General features: G+C 53.5%; 19 protein-coding genes. 13 read left to right on the forward strand and 6 right to left on the reverse strand.

Annotated features, from left to right (window positions below):
- Positions 1–44 precede the first annotated feature (44 nt).
- The 3 genes from purE to A3L09_RS08525 form a co-directional block, all read right to left on the reverse strand.
- Positions 45–476, reverse strand: a complete 432-nt coding sequence (purE, locus tag A3L09_RS08515) for a 5-(carboxyamino)imidazole ribonucleotide mutase (RefSeq protein ID WP_088858544.1) — start codon at positions 474–476, stop codon at positions 45–47.
- A gap of 67 nt (positions 477–543) precedes the next feature.
- Positions 544–1,299 carry a hypothetical protein gene (locus A3L09_RS08520; protein WP_088858545.1) on the reverse strand — a complete coding sequence of 252 codons (756 nt, stop codon included), beginning with the start codon at positions 1,297–1,299 and terminating at the stop codon, positions 544–546.
- The gene (locus A3L09_RS08525; protein WP_232473513.1) at positions 1,292–1,963 is read right to left on the reverse strand and encodes a hypothetical protein; all 672 of its coding nucleotides are present in this window, start codon (positions 1,961–1,963) and stop codon (positions 1,292–1,294) included. The genes A3L09_RS08520 and A3L09_RS08525 overlap by 8 nt, the downstream gene beginning before the upstream one ends.
- A 107-nt stretch (positions 1,964–2,070) precedes the next feature.
- Between A3L09_RS08525 and purD the strand changes: the two genes are divergently transcribed.
- The 8 genes from purD (at position 2,071) to A3L09_RS08565 (ending at position 11,751) form a co-directional block, all read left to right on the forward strand.
- On the forward strand, positions 2,071–3,387 hold the full coding sequence (gene purD, locus A3L09_RS08530; RefSeq protein WP_088858547.1) for a phosphoribosylamine--glycine ligase: 1,317 nt from the start codon (positions 2,071–2,073) through the stop codon (positions 3,385–3,387).
- A gap of 10 nt (positions 3,388–3,397) precedes the next feature.
- Positions 3,398–4,540 carry a formate--phosphoribosylaminoimidazolecarboxamide ligase family protein gene (locus tag A3L09_RS08535; RefSeq protein WP_088858548.1) on the forward strand — a complete coding sequence of 381 codons (1,143 nt, stop codon included), beginning with the start codon at positions 3,398–3,400 and terminating at the stop codon, positions 4,538–4,540.
- A 181-nt stretch (positions 4,541–4,721) separates the two neighbouring features.
- Entirely contained in the window at positions 4,722–5,927 is a 1,206-nt protein-coding gene (locus A3L09_RS08540; RefSeq protein ID WP_088858549.1) for an MFS transporter, read from the forward strand.
- A 125-nt stretch (positions 5,928–6,052) separates the two neighbouring features.
- Positions 6,053–6,295, forward strand: coding sequence for a phosphoribosylformylglycinamidine synthase subunit PurS (gene purS, locus A3L09_RS08545; RefSeq protein ID WP_088858550.1), 243 nt, complete (start codon positions 6,053–6,055; stop codon positions 6,293–6,295).
- Position 6,296: 1 nt separating this feature from the next.
- Positions 6,297–6,968: a phosphoribosylformylglycinamidine synthase I gene (purQ, locus tag A3L09_RS08550; protein WP_088858551.1), complete on the forward strand. Its 672-nt coding sequence runs from the start codon at positions 6,297–6,299 to the stop codon at positions 6,966–6,968.
- Between the two features lie 75 nt (positions 6,969–7,043).
- The gene (locus A3L09_RS08555; RefSeq protein ID WP_088858552.1) at positions 7,044–8,540 is read left to right on the forward strand and encodes a PEP/pyruvate-binding domain-containing protein; all 1,497 of its coding nucleotides are present in this window, start codon (positions 7,044–7,046) and stop codon (positions 8,538–8,540) included.
- Positions 8,541–8,617: 77 nt separating this feature from the next.
- On the forward strand, positions 8,618–10,759 hold the full coding sequence (gene purL, locus A3L09_RS08560; RefSeq protein ID WP_088858553.1) for a phosphoribosylformylglycinamidine synthase subunit PurL: 2,142 nt from the start codon (positions 8,618–8,620) through the stop codon (positions 10,757–10,759).
- Positions 10,756–11,751 carry a formate--phosphoribosylaminoimidazolecarboxamide ligase gene (locus tag A3L09_RS08565; protein WP_088858554.1) on the forward strand — a complete coding sequence of 332 codons (996 nt, stop codon included), beginning with the start codon at positions 10,756–10,758 and terminating at the stop codon, positions 11,749–11,751. Before purL ends, A3L09_RS08565 begins: the two co-directional genes overlap by 4 nt.
- On the opposite strand, the gene A3L09_RS08570 is transcribed toward A3L09_RS08565, so the two are convergent.
- Entirely contained in the window at positions 11,744–12,796 is a 1,053-nt protein-coding gene (locus tag A3L09_RS08570) for a DUF835 domain-containing protein (protein WP_088858555.1), read from the reverse strand. The genes A3L09_RS08565 and A3L09_RS08570 overlap by 8 nt on opposite strands.
- 106 nt (positions 12,797–12,902) lie before the next feature.
- Here A3L09_RS08570 and guaB point away from each other — a divergent pair, with 106 nt between their 5' ends.
- From guaB to A3L09_RS08595, 5 genes are all read left to right on the forward strand, one after another.
- Complete coding sequence (gene guaB / locus A3L09_RS08575) at positions 12,903–14,363, forward strand: IMP dehydrogenase (protein ID WP_088858556.1); 1,461 nt, start codon at positions 12,903–12,905, stop codon at positions 14,361–14,363.
- A gap of 81 nt (positions 14,364–14,444) precedes the next feature.
- Complete coding sequence (guaA, locus tag A3L09_RS08580; RefSeq protein ID WP_088858557.1) at positions 14,445–15,368, forward strand: glutamine-hydrolyzing GMP synthase; 924 nt, start codon at positions 14,445–14,447, stop codon at positions 15,366–15,368.
- 42 nt (positions 15,369–15,410) lie between these two features.
- On the forward strand, positions 15,411–15,644 hold the full coding sequence (locus A3L09_RS08585; RefSeq protein WP_088858558.1) for an antitoxin AF2212-like protein: 234 nt from the start codon (positions 15,411–15,413) through the stop codon (positions 15,642–15,644).
- Positions 15,628–16,074, forward strand: a complete 447-nt coding sequence (locus A3L09_RS08590) for a type II toxin-antitoxin system VapC family toxin (RefSeq protein ID WP_088858559.1) — start codon at positions 15,628–15,630, stop codon at positions 16,072–16,074. The genes A3L09_RS08585 and A3L09_RS08590 overlap by 17 nt, the downstream gene beginning before the upstream one ends.
- Positions 16,071–16,637, forward strand: coding sequence for a GMP synthase subunit A (locus A3L09_RS08595; protein WP_088858560.1), 567 nt, complete (start codon positions 16,071–16,073; stop codon positions 16,635–16,637). The genes A3L09_RS08590 and A3L09_RS08595 overlap by 4 nt, the downstream gene beginning before the upstream one ends.
- A gap of 129 nt (positions 16,638–16,766) precedes the next feature.
- Here the strand turns inward: A3L09_RS08595 and A3L09_RS10905 are convergent, their stop codons facing one another.
- Together A3L09_RS10905 and A3L09_RS08605 are read right to left on the reverse strand one after the other, a co-directional pair.
- On the reverse strand, positions 16,767–16,991 hold the full coding sequence (locus A3L09_RS10905; protein WP_157727225.1) for a hypothetical protein: 225 nt from the start codon (positions 16,989–16,991) through the stop codon (positions 16,767–16,769).
- Positions 16,992–17,011: 20 nt separating this feature from the next.
- Positions 17,012–17,770, reverse strand: a complete 759-nt coding sequence (locus A3L09_RS08605) for a DUF2101 family protein (RefSeq protein ID WP_088858562.1) — start codon at positions 17,768–17,770, stop codon at positions 17,012–17,014.
- Between the last annotated feature and the right edge of the window lie 2 nt (positions 17,771–17,772).

The following is a 17,772-nucleotide window of genomic DNA, read 5'->3' on the forward strand; positions in this document are numbered from 1 at the left end:
TCTGGGAGGTCGGTGTATATAAGGATATCGAGAAGAGCCGGGGCTCAGCCCCTCATCCTCTCGCGGTATTCCTCAAGCTTCTTCCTCAGCCCCTCGTCCTTCAGTGCCAGGATCTCAACGGCAAGCAAAGCCGCGTTCTTCCCGTTGTCTATGCCGACGGTCGCGACCGGAACACCGGGGGGAAGCTGGGCAATGCTGAGAAGGGCGTCAAGACCCCCGAGCTTGGCCGAAACTGGGACTCCTATGACCGGTTTGGTAGTGTGGGCCGCTATAACCCCAGGAAGGGCGGCGCTTAAGCCCGCTATGGCAATGAAAACGTCGTAGTCTTTCTCTGCAAGCTCTTCGACTTTCTTTGGATTTCTGTGTGCGGATGCAACCTCGACGTCGTAGGGAACTTCAAACTCATCGAGAACCGCTGTGACCTTCTCCGCTATATGGGAGTCGCTCCTACTACCCATCACCACCAGAACCTTCATGGGATCACCATTGACATTAAAACAGCCAAAATTTAAAAAATTTTTGAGAAGAATAAACATTTTCTTGTTAATCGATTCTCTCCAGCTCAATGCCTTTCCCTGTGAAAGCGTACTCGAAGGTTATAATCTCCGACACTCCCGGGGCCTTGAGTACGTGCAGATAGCGCTTCACCCCGTCCTCGGTGAGCTCACTTCTAGTTCTCATGACGTAATCAACCCGCCTGTAAAGGGACGAGAACACACGATCCTGCTTTCCTGAAAAGACCCATATGTTAGTGCCCGTGGGATACTCCCTGTATGCCCTGTGCCGCCTCCTGATCTCGGCCGAGACCTCGAAGTAGCTCAGCGCGTTGGTCTCTCCAAAGATGCTCGAATACTCTGAAACATCCATGGCGACTCCCCACAGTTCCCTTCCCTCGAACATGTTTTCGTTCTTCCAGAGTTCCTTGTGCGCCCTGACGGCTTCGGCGTATTTCCTGGACAAAAGCTCGTAAGAGAGCGAACCGGAGAGGTACCAGATACCGCGCCTCTCCAGCCTCGGGCCGTAAAAGCTTCCAAAAGTATCCACTATCGCTAGGTTGAGGGAGTCTAGGTATGCTCTAACCCTTATGCCCCTCCTTTCCAGCATGTCAATGAGAATTGAAAGGGGGTGGCTGATATTGAAGAATCCTATGAGGTTGTCTTCATCAAGCTTGCGTCTCATGAACTCAAAGACCAGCTCGCGGCCGAGAGAGCGGGGATCCTCCTCATGAAGCAGTATATACGAGTGCTCCTTAATCCCTCCAAGAGTCCTATCCAGGGCTTTTATCCCGAGTTCAACCATCTTCACCACCCGCAAATGGATCAAAAACCCTGGATTCAGGTCCCTTCGTTATATAAGCCCTTCTCCCAAGACCTTCTCTGAGCACCTCGATCACAACATCGGAGAACGTGTAGAGGAAACCCTCAATCTCCGGACAATCGGTGCTGTCGTAAACCAAAATTGCACGAACATCAGGGATACTACCCATCACCTCGATCTCAGCGCCCCAGCCCAGCTGATACGTCTTCTTGGGGTTCTTAAACAGCTTGCAAGCCCCGGAGCTGAGGTACGTAAAGATCCACAGCCGCTCTCCCGCAAACCTCTCCGCCAGGGATTTTATAAACTCCCGATATTTGGTCACAAAGACACCGTCATCGAGATACCCCTTTAGCTGATAAACGTACGGAAGGTCACGTTCTATACCCTTAAAGCTCCCAAAGACATCAAACACCATAAACCTCTCACTGAGGGCTTCCTCTAAGGAAATCCCCTCCCTCTCAAGGTTCGATCTGAAGACAAGCAACGGCTCGTACAGAATCACAAAGATCGGCTCTCCCCTTTTTAGGAGCTCCTTGAGGAGCATTATCCCAAAGACGTCGCCGTTGGAATCAGGGCCCCTTGCAATGATCGTAAGCGTGCCATTTTCCGGAACAGCATCAATGAACTTAGAAAGTTCCATGATCATCCCTCTTTTGATACTGTAGAGCTAACCCATATTAAACAGTTTTTGCCATATGTCAGTAAAAATAAAGCTTAAAAACTTCATATTTTAACAAATAAGTGGTGAAACTCATGAAGATCCTTCTCGTCGGTGGTGGTGGAAGGGAGCACGCGATTGGAGAGGCCCTCGTAAGGAGCGGTTCAGAGCTCTACCTCGTCAGCAAACACAAGAACCCCGGTCTCGCGAGGCTTTCCAAGGACTACGAGCTGGCGAAAGAAACGGATGTTGGAAAGGTTCTTGACTTCGCCCTCAAATGGGGCGTGGATATAGCCTTTATCGGCCCTGAGGCACCTCTGGAGAAAGGAGTGGTGAACGTCCTCGAGGAGAACGGGATTCCAGCGGTTGGCCCTTCAAAAGAAGCGGCCAGATTGGAGACCGACAAGGCCTTCGCGAGGGCCTTCATGGAACGCCATAAAATCCCGGGGAGGAAGACATTCCGCGTTTTTGACGACCCGGCCGAGATGCGCTCGTGGATAGACGACTTTGGAAAACCCGTCGTCGTCAAGCCCCTCGGCCTGACCGGTGGAAAAGGTGTCAAGGTAGTTGGCTACCAGCTGGGGAACAACGAGGAAGCCAAGGCCTACGCGGAGGAGCTGATAAGGAGGGACGGAAAGGTCCTCGTCGAGGAGCGCACCGACGGCGTGGAGTTTACCTTCCAGGTCTTCACGGATGGAAAGAAGGTCATCCCGATGCCCCTCGCCCAGGACTACCCACACGCCTACGAGGACGATAGAGGACCGATAACCGGTGGCATGGGGAGCTACTCCTGCCCCAATCATCTTTTGCCGTTCGTTACGAAGGAAGACTATGAGAAGGCCCTTGAGACGCTCAAAGCAACTGTCAAGGCTATGAGGAAGGAGGGGACGCCCTACAAAGGCATCCTCTACGGCCAGTTCATGCTCTCAAAGGACGGACCGGTTATAATCGAGTACAACGCCCGCTTCGGCGATCCCGAGGCCATGAACGTCCTGCCTCTTTTGAAGACGCCGCTGACAGATGTTGCGGAGGGGATAGCTGACGGGAACCTCAGAAAGGCGGAGTTTGAGAGCAAGGCGACCGTCGTGAAGTACCTCGCGCCCAAAGGTTATCCGACGAACCCCCTCAGGGGGGTGAAGGTCGAGGTTGATGAGGAAGGAATTAGGGAAGCCGGTGCAAGGCTCTACTACGCCTCCATAGACGAGAACCTCACGATGCTCGGCTCGAGGGCACTGGCAGTTGTGGGGATTGCTGATTCGCTGGAAGAGGCTGAGAGGATTTCCTCCACTGGGATAAAGGGCGTGAAGGGGGAGGTCTTCTACAGGGCTGACATTGGAACGAAGGAGAGCGTCGAGAAGAGGATCCGCATCATGCGGGAGTTCGGAAAGGAGCTTGAGCCAAACTCATGCTGAGGTGGTTGTTATGATAAACAGGGACGAGATTTTGGGAATCCTTGAGAAGTACGATCCGGAAAGGATAACCGTTGGAGTAATCGGGAGCCATTCTGCCCTTGACATAGCGGACGGTGCCAAGGAGGAGGGCCTGCCGGTTCTGGTCGTTGCCCAGAGGGGGAGGCACAGAACGTACGCCGAGTACTTCAAAGCCAGAAAGACGCGGGACGGCCTCACGAAGGGCTTTATTGACGAGGTCATGATCCTGGAGAAGTTTGCCCACATCGTAGATGTTCAGGAAGAGTTGATTAAGAGGAACGTGATCTTCGTTCCGAACAGGTCGTTCGTGGTCTACACGGGCATTGACAGAGTGGAGAACGAGTTTAAGGTTCCCCTCTTCGGGAGCAGGAACCTTCTCAGGAGCGAGGAGAGGAGCGAGGAGAAGAGCTACTACTGGCTCCTGGACAAGGCCGGCCTCCCCTATCCCGAGGAGGTCAAACCCGAGGAGATTGATGACGTCGGTTTGGTCATAGTCAAACTCCCGCACGCCAAGAAGAGGCTCGAGAGGGGCTTCTTCACGGCCGCTAGTTATAAAGAGTTCCAGGAGAAGGCGGAGAAGCTCATCAAGCTCGGCGTCATCACCGAGGAGGATCTCGCAAAGGCCCGGATAGAGCGCTACATAATCGGACCGGTCTTCAATTTTGACTTTTTCTACTCACCGCTCGACGGGGAAATTGAACTCTTAGGGATAGACTGGCGCTTCGAGACCAGCTTGGACGGCCACGTGAGGCTTCCGGCGAGCCAGCAGCTCACCCTTCCCGAGCACCAGTTCGAGCCGGAGTACACCGTTACGGGACACGCTTCCTCAACGCTCCGCGAGTCGCTTTTGGAGAAAGTCTTCGACATGGCTGAGAAGTATGTTGAGGCGACCCAGAAGTACTATCATCCCGGAATAATAGGACCGTTCACCCTTCAAACCGCGGTGGACAAAGACCTGAACTTCTACATCTACGACGTTGCCCCAAGAACCGGTGGAGGAACCAACATCCACATGGCGATGGGTCATCCATACGGCAACGCCCTTTGGAGGAAACCGATGAGCACCGGAAGGAGGGTGGCGCTTGAGATAAAGAGGGCGGTGGAGCTGGATGAGCTTGAGAAGGTCGTAACCTGATTTCTTATTCTTACCTTTTGAAATGCACCGAGGCATCCAGCAAATATTCTCAATTTCTCTCGATTCTCCGCACTTGCTTTTGGATTTCTTCAGAAGAACCGCACTTCCTTCGGGGAACTTTTTTAAGACCTTCCGTGAGCTATAACCGCCGAAACGATCACTCTCAACTGGAGGTGCCAACATGGGAGAAGGAAATCGCTGGAAGTTCGTGTTCCTTGATATGCTACTCGTCGCGGCGGGCTTTGGAACCATGCACATGCTCGAGAAGTTCAAAGATGCCGCCCTGAATCACTACGGTATAGCAGAAACGGCCATGAGCTATCAGCAGACGGCCTACGTCGTCGGTCTATTCGTCGCGTTCCTCCTAGGCGGAACGAGCCTGTTCAAGGGGTCTTTCAAAAGGAGCGTCGCTTTAATAATGAGCTTTGCCGCGATACCCCAGTTTATAATCCCCTTCGTCGGGAACTGGTGGATGGTTGTGATCCTCAGGTTCTTCCAGGGATTCATAGTGGCCCTTATAGCGGTTTTCAGCACCCACATAGCCAGGATGTTCGTCGCCGAAAGGCCCTTTGCCAAGGGTGTCGTTCTCTCCGGAATCTTCTGGGGGGGCCTCTACGGGATACTCCTCGTCAAGTGGGCTGGAGGAAAGTCTGCGGAGTGGGGTGCAGTGAAGGAGGTCTTCCTCATCTCGGCCCTCGTGATGTACGCGGCCCTGGCCCTCTGGTGGATCCTCGTCGATGATTTTGAGATACCCAAGACAAAGCACTCTTCAAAGGGTTCAAACGTCTGGAAGATGCCCTTCACCTGGGTTTTCGGCTTCACGTTTTTCCCGGCCCTCTGGATAATCTTCACCCTCGGCTCGTTCACGATCCACAACACCAGCTTTACTGATCCCCAGGTCTCGAACCTGGTGATAGCGCTCGAAGTTTCCCTCGGCCTCTGGTCGATAATAATGGGCTACCTAGGCTACCGTCTCTCAGTGAGCAACCCAAGCAACAGGGGTCTCTTTAAGGCCATCGTGAGCGTCATGACAATTTCATACATCGTGACCTTCCTCGGCCTCTTCGTTATCTGGAAGGCAATAGCGGCCAACGACTACACCCTGGCACTGGTGGGCTTTGCAATAACTGGTATAGTGCAGGGCACCGGTCCGGCGTTCTGGACAACGGCTCCAGCGACTTATCCCAAGGAGATCTACCCCGAGGCCAGCTTTGCGCTCGGTCTCATCTCCAACAGCGCCAACGCGGTGGCTCCAAACGTCATGTTCATGCTCGTTCATGGAGTCACCACGGGAATGCTCATCTACCTGGCCATGCCCATCCTGGGAATCCTGGCCCTCCTAGCGTCCGCAAGGATGAGGCTCCCAGTTGAAGAGCTCGGGGCCTGATCCAATTCCCTTCTCTTTTTCAGAATTCTTCCAAGTTGAACCCGTTCCGCATTTATTGACATTTTTTAGTTAAAACAAACCTTAAAAAACCAAACTTTTTACATTTTTCTGATAAGGTGATAAAGATGAGGTGGAAGGTTAAGGTCATCGTGCGGCTTAAGGAAGGCCTCAACGACCCCGAGGGAAGGGTCATCCAGAAAGCGCTTAGAAACCTCGGTTTCAACGTCGAGAATCTGCGCGTTCCCAAGTACTTCGAGTTCGAGCTCGAGAGCGAAAAGCCAGAGGAAGAGGCAGAGGAGATGTGCAGGAAGCTCCTCGCCAATCCGCTCATCCACGAGTGGGAGTACAGCGTGGAACCGGTGAGCTGAGATGGTGAAGTTTGCCGTCGTCGTCTTTCCCGGAACTAACTGCGACTTCGAGACGGAGAGGGCGATAAGGAAGGCTGGAGCGGAAGCGGAGAGAGTGTGGTACAAGACCTCGCTGAAGGACTTTGACGGCGTCGTTCTTCCGGGGGGCTTCAGCTACGCCGACTACCTAAGAGCAGGAGCGATAGCGGCAAGGCAGGAAATAATGGAGGAGGTTAAGGAGTTCGCGCGCGACGGGAGGCCGGTTCTGGGGATATGCAACGGCTTCCAGATTCTGACTGAATCAGGTCTTCTTCCCGGCGCACTGAGGCCCAACAAGGTTCCGAGGTTTATATGCAGGTGGGTTCATCTCAAGGTCGCCGATACCGAGACTCCTTTCACCCAGCTCTACGAGCCCGGAGAGACCATAAGGATGCCGATAGCCCACGCCGAGGGCAACTACTACGTTGACGAGCCATCGAAGGTCAGAGTCGTTTTCCAGTACAGCGATGAGAAGGGGAACATCACGGAAGAGGCAAACCCCAACGGCTCGCTCCTCAACATAGCGGCGGTGGCCAACGAGAAGGGCAACGTACTAGGGACGATGCCCCACCCGGAGAGGGCGAGCGACCGCTTTCTAGGAAGCGAGGACGGACTGAGGCTGTTCAGGAGCATGGTGGAGTGGGCGAGGAGGTAACCTCTCATCTTTTCTTTACCCTCTTTATCCAAAACCTTTTTAGTGTAGTGTTCTCTTCACTAAAGGGGATTATAAATGTTCGTCCGCTCGCTTTCCGCGGGAGGAAGTGTCGAGGAGATAGGGAACAAGGCTCACCGTCTTTCGATCCTCACAAGGTACTTCAACGTTCCTATCGGCTTCGTAGTAACAACAAGGGCCTACGATCTCTGGAAGGAGGAAGGAAAGCTCCCTCATGAAGTTGTGGAAGAGGTGGGGGAGTACTTCAACTCCCCCTACCTCCTCGAAGGAGAGTTCCCAGTCGTCGTGCGCAGTTCCGCAACGGCCGAAGACGGCTCTAAGGCAAGCTTTGCAGGGGTTTTCGAGAGCGTTACGGGGATAAAATCCTTCGATGACCTAATCAGGGGGATAGAGAGAGTTTTTGAGAGTACTGGTTCTGAGAGGGTCAGGACCTACATGGAGCGAATGGGCTTAAAAGAAGAGCCGAGGATGGCGGCGATAGTCCAGAAGGAGATAACGCCCAAGTTCGCGGGAGTGCTCTTCACCCGCTCGCCATCTGAACTGGAAAAAGCCTTAGTCGAGTTCGTAAGAGGAAGCGGTGAGGAACTTGTAGGTGGAAGAAAAAGCGGTGAGCGTGTCTTACTGCCGAGAAATCCCGACAAAGTTGAGAATGAGCTCATGAGGGAGTTACTCACAGTGGGCCTTGAGGTTGAGTCCCTCTTTGGAAGGCCACAGGATATAGAGTGGGCCTACGATGGAACGCTCTGGATACTCCAGTCAAGGGACATAACGGTTTTGAACCAAACCAGAGAAGTAGAAGACTTCAAAACCGAGAACTGGCACGCTTTGAAGGGCATCCCCGCGAACCCAGGAGTGGCGAGGGGCAGGGCACGGTTTGTGCTCGACGACCAGCCTCCAGAAGAGGCTGAGAGGGTGTTCAAGGAAAGTGAAGTTCTTGTCACCTACGTCCTCCACGTCGAGCACTACAACCTCTTCGCGAAAGCCGCCGGAATAGTGACGAAAGTGGACAGCATCCTCTCCCACCCAGCGATAATAGCGAGGGAGCTCGGGATTCCCTGCGTGGTCGGGGTTGACGTTGAGGCGATAAGGGAAGGAGATGAAGTAATCGTTGACGGAAATGAAGGTGCTGTTTACGTCAGGAACCCGAGGAGGGTGCTGAGGGGCGTTGAACTGTGGAAATCAAGCTACCGCGAGGACGAGACAGTGAGGGAGCTGAAAGAGGGGTACCTACGGGCCTTGGAAAAACTCTCGCCGAAGGAGATGGAGAACGTCATTGTGGAGGCGTTTTCGCTTGTCCAGGAGCTCTATCCCACCGAAAGGGAAAGGGCCCTCAACGTCTACTACTTCATAAACTGGCTGATGGAGGAGGAGACTCCGAGACTTTTAGCTAAGCGCTTCGATGTCCTCGACGCCTTTTCGCGTGCGGACAGGGGCGAAAGGCCAAGAACCGACGAGGAGGCGAGGCTTTTCAAGATCTACCGGCTCCTCAAGGCCTTCATAAACTACACGGACGAGAGGGTTAAAGACATCCCAGAGATGCTGTTCAGGATTTGATTCTACATTTTTTTGTTAAAATAAACCTTAAAAACTCCAAATTTTTACATTTTTCTGATAATCAAGGAGGTGTCACGATGTTCCCGCATGAGGAGAAGCTCACCCGCGAAAGGCTCGGAAGGAAGCCGAACGAAGTGGAGAAGGCCATGCTCGAGGTCATGTGGAGCGAGCACGCCTCATATAAATCGAGCAGGCCCCTTCTTAAGCTCCTGCCAACGGAGAACGAGCACGTTGTTCTGGGCCCGGGAGAGGATGCCGGAATAGTGAAGTTCGATGACGAGACCTGGATAGTCGTCGGGATAGAGAGCCACAACCACCCCTCGGCTGTTGAACCCTATGGCGGTGCCGCCACGGGTGTCGGCGGAATCGTTAGGGATATTCTGTGCATGGGTGCAAGGCCGATAGCTTTGCTTGATCCGATACGCTTCGGGCCGCTTGAGAAGGAGAGGAACCGCTACCTCCTCCATGGAGTCGTGAAGGGAATAGCGGACTACGGCAACAGGATAGGCGTTCCAACAGTCGGCGGTGAAACCGAGTTCGACGGGAGCCTCGATAACTACACGCTCGTTAACGTTGCATGCATCGGGACAATGAGACCGGAGCACCTCGTCCACAGCTACGTTGGGGAAGCGGGACTAAAGCTCGTCCTCGTTGGCAACAGAACCGGAAGGGACGGAATTCATGGCGTAACCTTCGCGAGCGAGGAGCTGAGCGAGAACGCTGAAGAGGAAGACCGCTCCGCGGTGCAGATTCCTGACCCCTTCACGGAAAAGCTCCTAATTGAAGCCACGCTTGAGGCAGTCTACACAGGGAAGGTTAGAGCGCTCAAAGACCTCGGGGGAGGGGGTTTAACCTGCGCCTCCTCGGAGATGGCGGGGAAGAAGGGCTTTGGCGCAATCATCTACGCCGACCGCGTCCCGCTTAGGGAGCCGAACATGACGCCGGCGGAGGTCATGATATCCGAGAGCCAGGAGAGGATGCTCCTTGCTGTAAAACCCGAGAACGTTGAAGAGATTGGGAGGATTTTCGATAAGTACGGCCTTGAATGGACAGTCATCGGAGAAACCATCGAGGAACCGCGCTACGTCGTCTACTGGAACGGCGAAAAAGTCGCGGACCTTCCAATAGAACTCCTCACGGACGTCCCGACAATAGAGTGGGAGATGAAGCCATACAGCCTTGAGAAGGACGTCGAAACTCCAGATGTAAGCTTCTCTGAGGCCTTTGATCTCGTCTGGAGCAGTCCGAACATCCTTAGTAAGCGCTGGGTATGGGAGCAGTATGATCACGAGGTTCAGGGAAGGACCGTCGTGAAGCCGGGCTTCGACGCGGCCGTGCTCAGAATAAACGAGCGCTACGGATTAGCGTTCGTCGCAGATGGAAACCCCAACCACAGCCACCTGAACCCGTACCACGGGGCTATGGGAGCCGTTGCAGAGGTCGTTAGGAACCTCGTGAGCGTGGGTGCTGAGCCTTTAGCGCTCGTTGACAACCTCAACTTCGCCTCTCCGGAGAGGCCGGAAGTATACTGGAGCTTTGCCGAGACGGTTAGAGGGCTGGCCGATGCCGCCAGAGCCTTTGGCTTAGCGTACGTGAGCGGAAACGTCAGCTTCTACAACGAAGTCGTTGACAGACCGATAAAGCCGACTCCCGTCGTTGCCGGCCTTGGAAAGGTGGAGCTTGAGAAGATACCGGGCTTCGGCCTCGAAGATGGACTTCTCATAGGGATCGTTGGAATCACTAGCAAGGAGCTCGGCGGCTCTGAGCTCTACGCGAGGCTCAGCATAACCGGGGGAATCGCTCCCAGAGTAAACCTCGAAGAGGAGAAGACGAACGCCGAGGGGATCCTTGAGGCGATCAAGAGGGGCCTCGTGAGGGCCGTCCACGACGTCAGCAAGGGAGGAATAGCAGTAGCTCTGGCTGAGATGGCCGTTGCTAGCAGAGTCGGCTTCACCGCCGACCTCTCGAAGGTTCCCGCTGAAACCTCGAACCCCATTGAGGTTGCCTTCAGCGAGAGCCACGGCCGCTACATCGTTGCCTTCCCAGAGGAAAGCCTTGAGAAGCTTAAGGCAATCTTCAGGCACTTCACAGTCATCGGCAGGGCTGGGGGAAGCGAGGCCGTCTTCCTCTGGGGCAAAGAAGAACTCCTGAGGAAGCCAGTTTCCAAGCTTAAGGAGGTTCACGAGTCCCTACCAAAGCTCCTGGGTGAGGAGGAATGAAGATAGCGACCTACGCTTCCCATTCAGCCCTTCAGATCTTGAAGGGAGCCAAGGAGGAAGGGTTCAAGACGGTAGCCTTTGGCCCTTCCAGAGTCAGGCCGCTCTACACGAAGTACTTCCCGGTGGCGGATCACTTCATAGAGGGGGAATACCCAGAGGAAGAACTGCTCGGGCTTGGGGCAGTCATCATTCCCACCGGCTCCTTCGTGGCCCACCTCGGCGTTGAGCTGGTTGAGGGGATGAGGGTTCCCTACTACGGCAACAAAGTCGTGCTTAGGTGGGAGAGCGACCGCTCCCTCGAAAGAAAGTGGCTGGAGAAAGCTGGACTGAGACTCCCGAGGGTTTACGAGGATCCGGACGATATAGACGGGCCGGTGATCGTCAAGCCCTTCGGCGCTGGCGGTGGAAGGGGCTATTTCCTGGCAAGCTCTCCCGAGGACTTCTGGAGGAAAGCTGAAAGGCTCGGAGTTTGGAACAAGGAAGATCTGAAAAACATCCAGATACAGGAGTACGTCATAGGAGTTCCAGTTTACCCCCACTACTTCTACTCAAAGCTCAATGGGGAGCTCGAACTAATGAGCATTGACAGACGCTACGAGTCCAACGCGGACGCGATAGGAAGGATTCCGGCAAGGGAGCAGGTTGAGCTGGAGATAAGCACGGAATACACCGTCGTCGGCAACATCCCGCTCGTCCTGAGGGAGAGCCTCCTTATGGACGTCATTGAGGCAGGAGAAAGGGTAGTGAAGACCGCCGAAAAGCTCATGGGGGGTCTTTGGGGTCCGTTCTGCCTTGAAGGAGTTTTCACGCCGGAGATGGAGTTCGTGGTCTTCGAGATATCGGCGAGGATTGTGGCCGGGACGAACCCCTTTGTCCACGGCTCCCCTTACACCTGGCTCCGATATGATTTTCCAGTCAGCACCGGCAGGAGGATAGCGATGGAGCTAAAGGAGGCCCTTGAAGAAAACAGGCTAGGGGAAATTCTCACTTGAGGAGTCTTTCCAGGGTCTTCAGCTCCCTTTCTTCCCACGCGTTTCTGTCGAGAACCACTACAAGGGTGCCATTGTTTACAGTTACGTAGTCCTTCAGAGAGGATAGGAAGCGGGCCAGCCCTTTAAAATCCGTGTACAGTCGGAGGTACTCAAGGCCCTCAAGCAGGATAACCGGCTTGGAGTTTGGATCCTTCGCTTTTAGGGAGCTCATGTAGCCAACTGATGTCTCGAGCATCTTGGGCAGGTTAGTTGGCGGCACCGTCCACATGCCGTCGACGTTTGTGATACGGAACGTTCTCCAGGCCCGTGGGGTTTGGAGCGTCCTAACAAAGGCCAGAACTGGATAATCATGAAACTGCCTCAGAAACCCCATGGCCTCGGAAGGGGATACTATAAAAACCCCCTCCTGAATGTCCTTTTTCACGGGCTCAGACGAGATCTCCACCGGAAAAACCGTTACGAACTCAACCATGAAGATCACGGAGATCAGAGTCAGTAGAAGGTCCACAGAGAAACCCACCGGAACGAACCAACCAACGGGGCGGAGGAAGGGGTAATCGGCCTGATGCAAGCCGTATATCCCAAGGGTAATCCCCAGGTTCCGGGATTTTGAACCGTACAGATCCTTCATGCCAACCAGAAGAATGCCTGAGAGAACCAGGAAAAAGCCTGAGATTCCGTATGCCATTCCCAGCATCGACACCCCGTAGTCTTCTGGATGGGAGGATATCACGGATACAGCGTAGACCACCAGCAACAGGGGGAGAAAGGATATCAGATCCGAGAGGCCCCTCATTGAGGATTCTGCTCCCGTCAGCTTAGTGGTGCCGTAGAAAAGCAGAGAAGCGAAGAGGGCAACCGATACCGCCCCAAGTATGTAATTACCAGCTACATCCCCGATTATGGCATACGCGTATATGAGCCACGCCAGGCCCCAGTAAAGGGCAGTCTTTCTATGCTGCCTCTCCGAGAAAAACAGCATCATCCCGCCGGCGGCCAGTTTAACACCTGCACTGAAGGCGGCGGCGATCAGGTAGGGATCCACAGTACCACCACTCAAAGTACCGCCAAGGGATATTTAACCCTTTTTCCGCAAGCCTTAAAAGCCCTAATCATTCTCAAGTCAAAAAGGGTGAGGAGGTCCGGAAAATATGGGTAAGTTTAAACAAAAACTTGTCAACGCAATTAAGGGATACACCTTCGACGACGTTCTCCTTGTGCCGCAGGCGACTGAGGTCGAGCCGAAGGATGTGGACGTTTCTACTAGGATAACGCCCAGCGTGAAGCTGAACATCCCTATTCTCAGCGCGGCCATGGATACGGTTACAGAGTGGGAGATGGCCGTTGCGATGGCCAGGGAAGGCGGCCTCGGTGTAATACACAGAAACATGAGCATCGAGGAACAGGTAGAGCAGGTAAAAAAGGTGAAGCGAGCAGAGCGCTTCATAGTGGAGGATGTGATAAGCATAGGGCCCGAGGAAAGCCTCGACTACGCGCTGTTTCTCATGGAGCGCAACGGTGTTGACGGTCTCCCAGTCGTTGACGATACGGGAAGAGTCATTGGAGTGATAACCAAGAAGGACATAGCGGCAAAGAGGGGAACGAATGTCAGAGAGGTCATGACCGGCGAGGTCATCACCGTCCCCGAGACGGTAACGGCAGAAGAGGCAGTCCAGATTATGTTCGACCACAGGATAGACAGGCTCCCAGTGGTGGATGAACAGGGAAGGCTAATCGGTCTGATAACTATGAGCGACCTGGCTAAGAGGAGGAAGTACAAGAAAGCGGTTCGCGATGAGAACGGCGACCTTCTCGTTGCCGCCGCAGTCGGTCCGTTCGACCTTGAGAGGGCAAAGGCCCTTGACAGGGCCGGAGCAGATGTTATAGTCGTTGATACCGCTCACGCTCACAACCTCAAGGCGATAAAGGCGATGAAGGAGATAAGGGGAGCAGTTGACGCTGACCTCATAGTGGGCAACATCGCCAATCCAAAGGCCATTGACGATCTCACGTTTGCCGATGCAGTCAAGGTCGGGATAGGCCCGGGGAGCATCTGCACCACGCGCGTCGTTGCAGGCGTGGGGGTTCCGCAGGTTACGGCCATAGCGTTGGTTGCGGATAAAGCCCAGGAATACGGCATCCACGTGATAGCCGACGGCGGGATACGCTATTCTGGGGATATAGTTAAGGCCATAGCCGCTGGAGCCGACTCTGTTATGCTCGGTTCCCTGCTGGCGGGAACCAAAGAGGCTCCCGGTAAGGAGGTCGTTATAAACGGCAGGAGGTACAAGCAGTACCGCGGGATGGGCTCCCTGGGGGCCATGATGAAGGGTGGGGCAGAGAGATACTACCAGAAGGGACACATGAAGACCAGAAAGTTTGTTCCCGAGGGAGTAGAGGGGGTAGTCCCGCATAAGGGAGCCGTAGGGGACGTTCTCTACCAGCTCATAGGCGGTCTTCGCTCGGGAATGGGCTACGTGGGAGCGAGGAGTATCGGGGATCTCAAGGAGAAGGGGGAGTTCGTTATCATAACACACGCCGGCTACATCGAGAGCCACCCGCACGACATACTGATAACGAACGAAGCCCCCAACTACCCGACTGGGAAATGACATTGTTTTTACATTTTTAAGTCAAAAACAACAAATTTTTAAGTCAAAATCAACAAGTTAATGGCGAAAGGTGGTGTGCTCATGTGGGATAACTTCATCGAGGAGAAGGTAAAAGAGATTAGGGAGACAGTTGGAGATGGGAAGGCAATCATAGCGCTCTCCGGTGGTGTTGACAGCTCAACCGCTGCGATTCTGGCCCACAAGGCGATAGGGGACAGATTACACGCGGTCTTCGTGAACACAGGCTTCATGCGCAAGAATGAACCTGAGTTCGTAGTCAAGACCTTCCGCGACGAGTTCGGGCTGAACCTCCGCTACGTTGATGCGAGCGAGCGCTTTTTCAAGGAGCTTAAAGGCATAACCGACCCCGAGGAGAAGAGGAAGGTCATAGGCAGGGTCTTCATAGAGGTCTTCGAGGAGGTTGCAAAGGAGATAAACGCGGACTTCCTCATCCAGGGGACCATTGCCCCAGACTGGATAGAGAGCAAGGGTAAGATAAAGAGCCACCACAACGTTGGCGGCCTTCCTGAAAGGCTCAACCTCAAGCTGATCGAACCGCTAAGAGACCTCTACAAGGACGAAGTCAGGGAACTGGCAAAGGAACTTGGTCTTCCGGAGAAGATATACAGCAGAATGCCATTCCCGGGGCCGGGGCTGGCCGTTAGGGTTCTCGGAGAAGTCACGCCTGAGAAGGTCGCCATCGTCAGGGAGGCAAACGCGATAGTTGAGGAGGAGATCGAGAAGGCCGGACTTAAGCCCTGGCAGGCCTTCGCGGTTCTGCTCGGAGTTAAGACGGTCGGCGTTCAGGGAGACATAAGGGCCTACAAGGAGACGGTAGCGGTTCGCGTTGTGGAAAGCCTCGACGGAATGACGGCAAACGCGATGAACGTTCCCTTCGAGGTTCTCCAGAGGATAGCCTTCAGGATAACGAGCGAGATTCCCGAAGTTGGTAGGGTGCTCTACGATATAACGAACAAGCCTCCAGCCACGATAGAGTTCGAGTGAAAGCCTTATCTACTTTGACGGCAAAGTTAGAGTGGTGGGAGTATGGGTGAGAACGTTGAGGTCGTTGAAGCGGTCTATGAGAACGGCGTGCTGAAGCCACTTAAGCCCCTGAAGCTGAAGGAGGGAGAGCGGGTACTGCTTAAGGTCAGAAGGGAATCCATCATAGGATTAGCCAGAGAACTGAGGAAAAAGATAACCCCAGAAACTGTGGATATGGATCCTACAGACTACCTGCTCAAGCTCCGTGAGGAGAGGGACTATGCGGGCCGTTATTGATACCTCAGTGGTGTTTCATCTCTTCTCCAGTTTTTACCCTGAGAGAACGCAGATCACGGAAAGAATCATTGAGATGATTCAGTCAGGGCAAATTGAAGGCTTCGCCCCCCGGATAGGAAGGGCCGAGTTTGTGGCTGTACTTTCAAGATATTTTGAGAAGAACGAAGTAATTGGGGCACTGTCCGGCTACGATGAAGTTATAACATGGGTTCCGGAGGAGCTTATTATGCAAGATGTCATTGAGCTGGCCTTTGAGTTGAAGCATCACGTTTCCGATCTCTACTTCGTAGCCACGGCCAAACTCCTAAACGCTGCTTTGCTGACCAACGATAGGAAAATGGCAGATATAGCCAAATCCGTTGGTTTGAAGTCCTTTTACCTGATTGAAGAAGCAGATGAGTTTTTCAAACTCGTGGGGGTGGATGGATGATCGTCATAATGGACAACGGGGGCCAGTACGTCCACAGGATTTGGAGAACCCTCCGCTACCTCGGCGTCGAGGCGAAGATAGTCCCGAACACGACGCCGCTTGATGAGATCAGGGCGATGAATCCGAAGGGAATAATATTCTCCGGCGGGCCGGACATCGAGAAGACCGGCAACTGCTCGGCTATTCTTGAGCACTACGACGAGTTCAACGTTCCAATCCTTGGAATATGTCTCGGCCACCAGCTCATAGCGAAGCACTTCGGCGGTAAGGTCGGAAGGGGAGACAAGGCAGAATACAGCCTCGTCGAGATTGAAATCATTGACGAGGATGATATCTTCAAGGAGCTTCCAAGGAAGCTAAAGGTTTGGGAGAGCCACATGGACGAAGTCAAGGAGCTTCCACCGGGCTTCAAGCTTCTCGCTAAGAGCGAGACCTGCCCAGTGGAGGCCATGAAGCACGAGAGCTTGCCAATCTACGGCGTTCAGTTCCACCCGGAGGTAGCCCACACCGAGCGCGGGGCAGATATCTACCGCAACTTCGCGGAGCTGTGCGGGGAGCTCTAGTCAGCTGGTCCATCTCTCATCATTTTCTCAGAGGGGTTCACTCATCATCGCTCCGGGTAGTCTGGGGATGCACCCACTTAAAATGTAACCCCTTTACATCCAAAAACTTTTTAAAGTTTTGTTTTTACTTTATTTGGTGATATTTTGGGCCACACGATATATTATAAAACCTCCATTGAACGGTGGGAGACATTCAGAGAGTTCATTGAGAGAATCTGCAAAGGACTTCATTACAACTTGGAAACATCGGAGAACAGCATGATTATCTTCCCTAACTGCCGGTTCGTTGAACCCCTCGAGATAGAAAAACGGGGAGAAAGCTTCGCCAAAACCAACAAAATCGAGCCCTTCCATTCAATCTACCTGCTGATACTTCATTCAGCCTGCACATTTGGCTCCGTTGAGATTTGGGAGGACTGATCACCCAGATACACCTCCAGAACGCGGGTTGGAACTGCGCCGCGAAGAACTCTGTCCTCTATCAAGAGCTTCACGACCCTGCCCGGCTCGGCGTCCGGAACAGCAGGAACCCAGTAATGGCCGGGTTTGATGTTGGCGGCTAGGTCATCGTGGACGAAGACTCTAATGACATCGTTTTTAACTTCCACAACGACGCCGTAGGTGTAGTCCCTTCCATAGAGGCGTCTGAAGTACCACCGAAAGAGCAGTACGCCTGCAAGGACAGCAACCAGGTATACGTAATAGTAGTAGAAGTTCAGCGCAAATTCTCTCAGGATTATGTACCCCATGAACGACAGAAAGGCCACCACGGAGATCCCGCAGTAGAAAAAGCGATACGGCTCCGGATCGATAAAAAAGCCCCAGTTTCTCTTTATTGTGTACCTTATGTAGAGGAATTCCACAACAAAGAGAGCAATGAGGTAAACCAATTCCCTCAGAAAGAGTGTGACAAGAAGGGAGAGAACTAGGTAAGTTATAAGAATCAGCTGAAGCTTTAGACTGAGAAGCTCGTGCAGCGTTACGTCTCTCTTAACCAGCTTCCTTAAGACTTTAAAACTGGGTGGTTCTTCGGAAGGTTTTGGAAATAACATGTTCCAAAGTGCCTTTCCAGTCCCAACAACCAGCCTTTCGGCTCCCTCGCCTATGCTGTACAGCACCTCTTCCAGCACCATGA

The organism is Thermococcus profundus, assembly GCF_002214585.1.
Taxonomy (GTDB): Archaea; Methanobacteriota_B; Thermococci; order Thermococcales; family Thermococcaceae; genus Thermococcus; species Thermococcus profundus.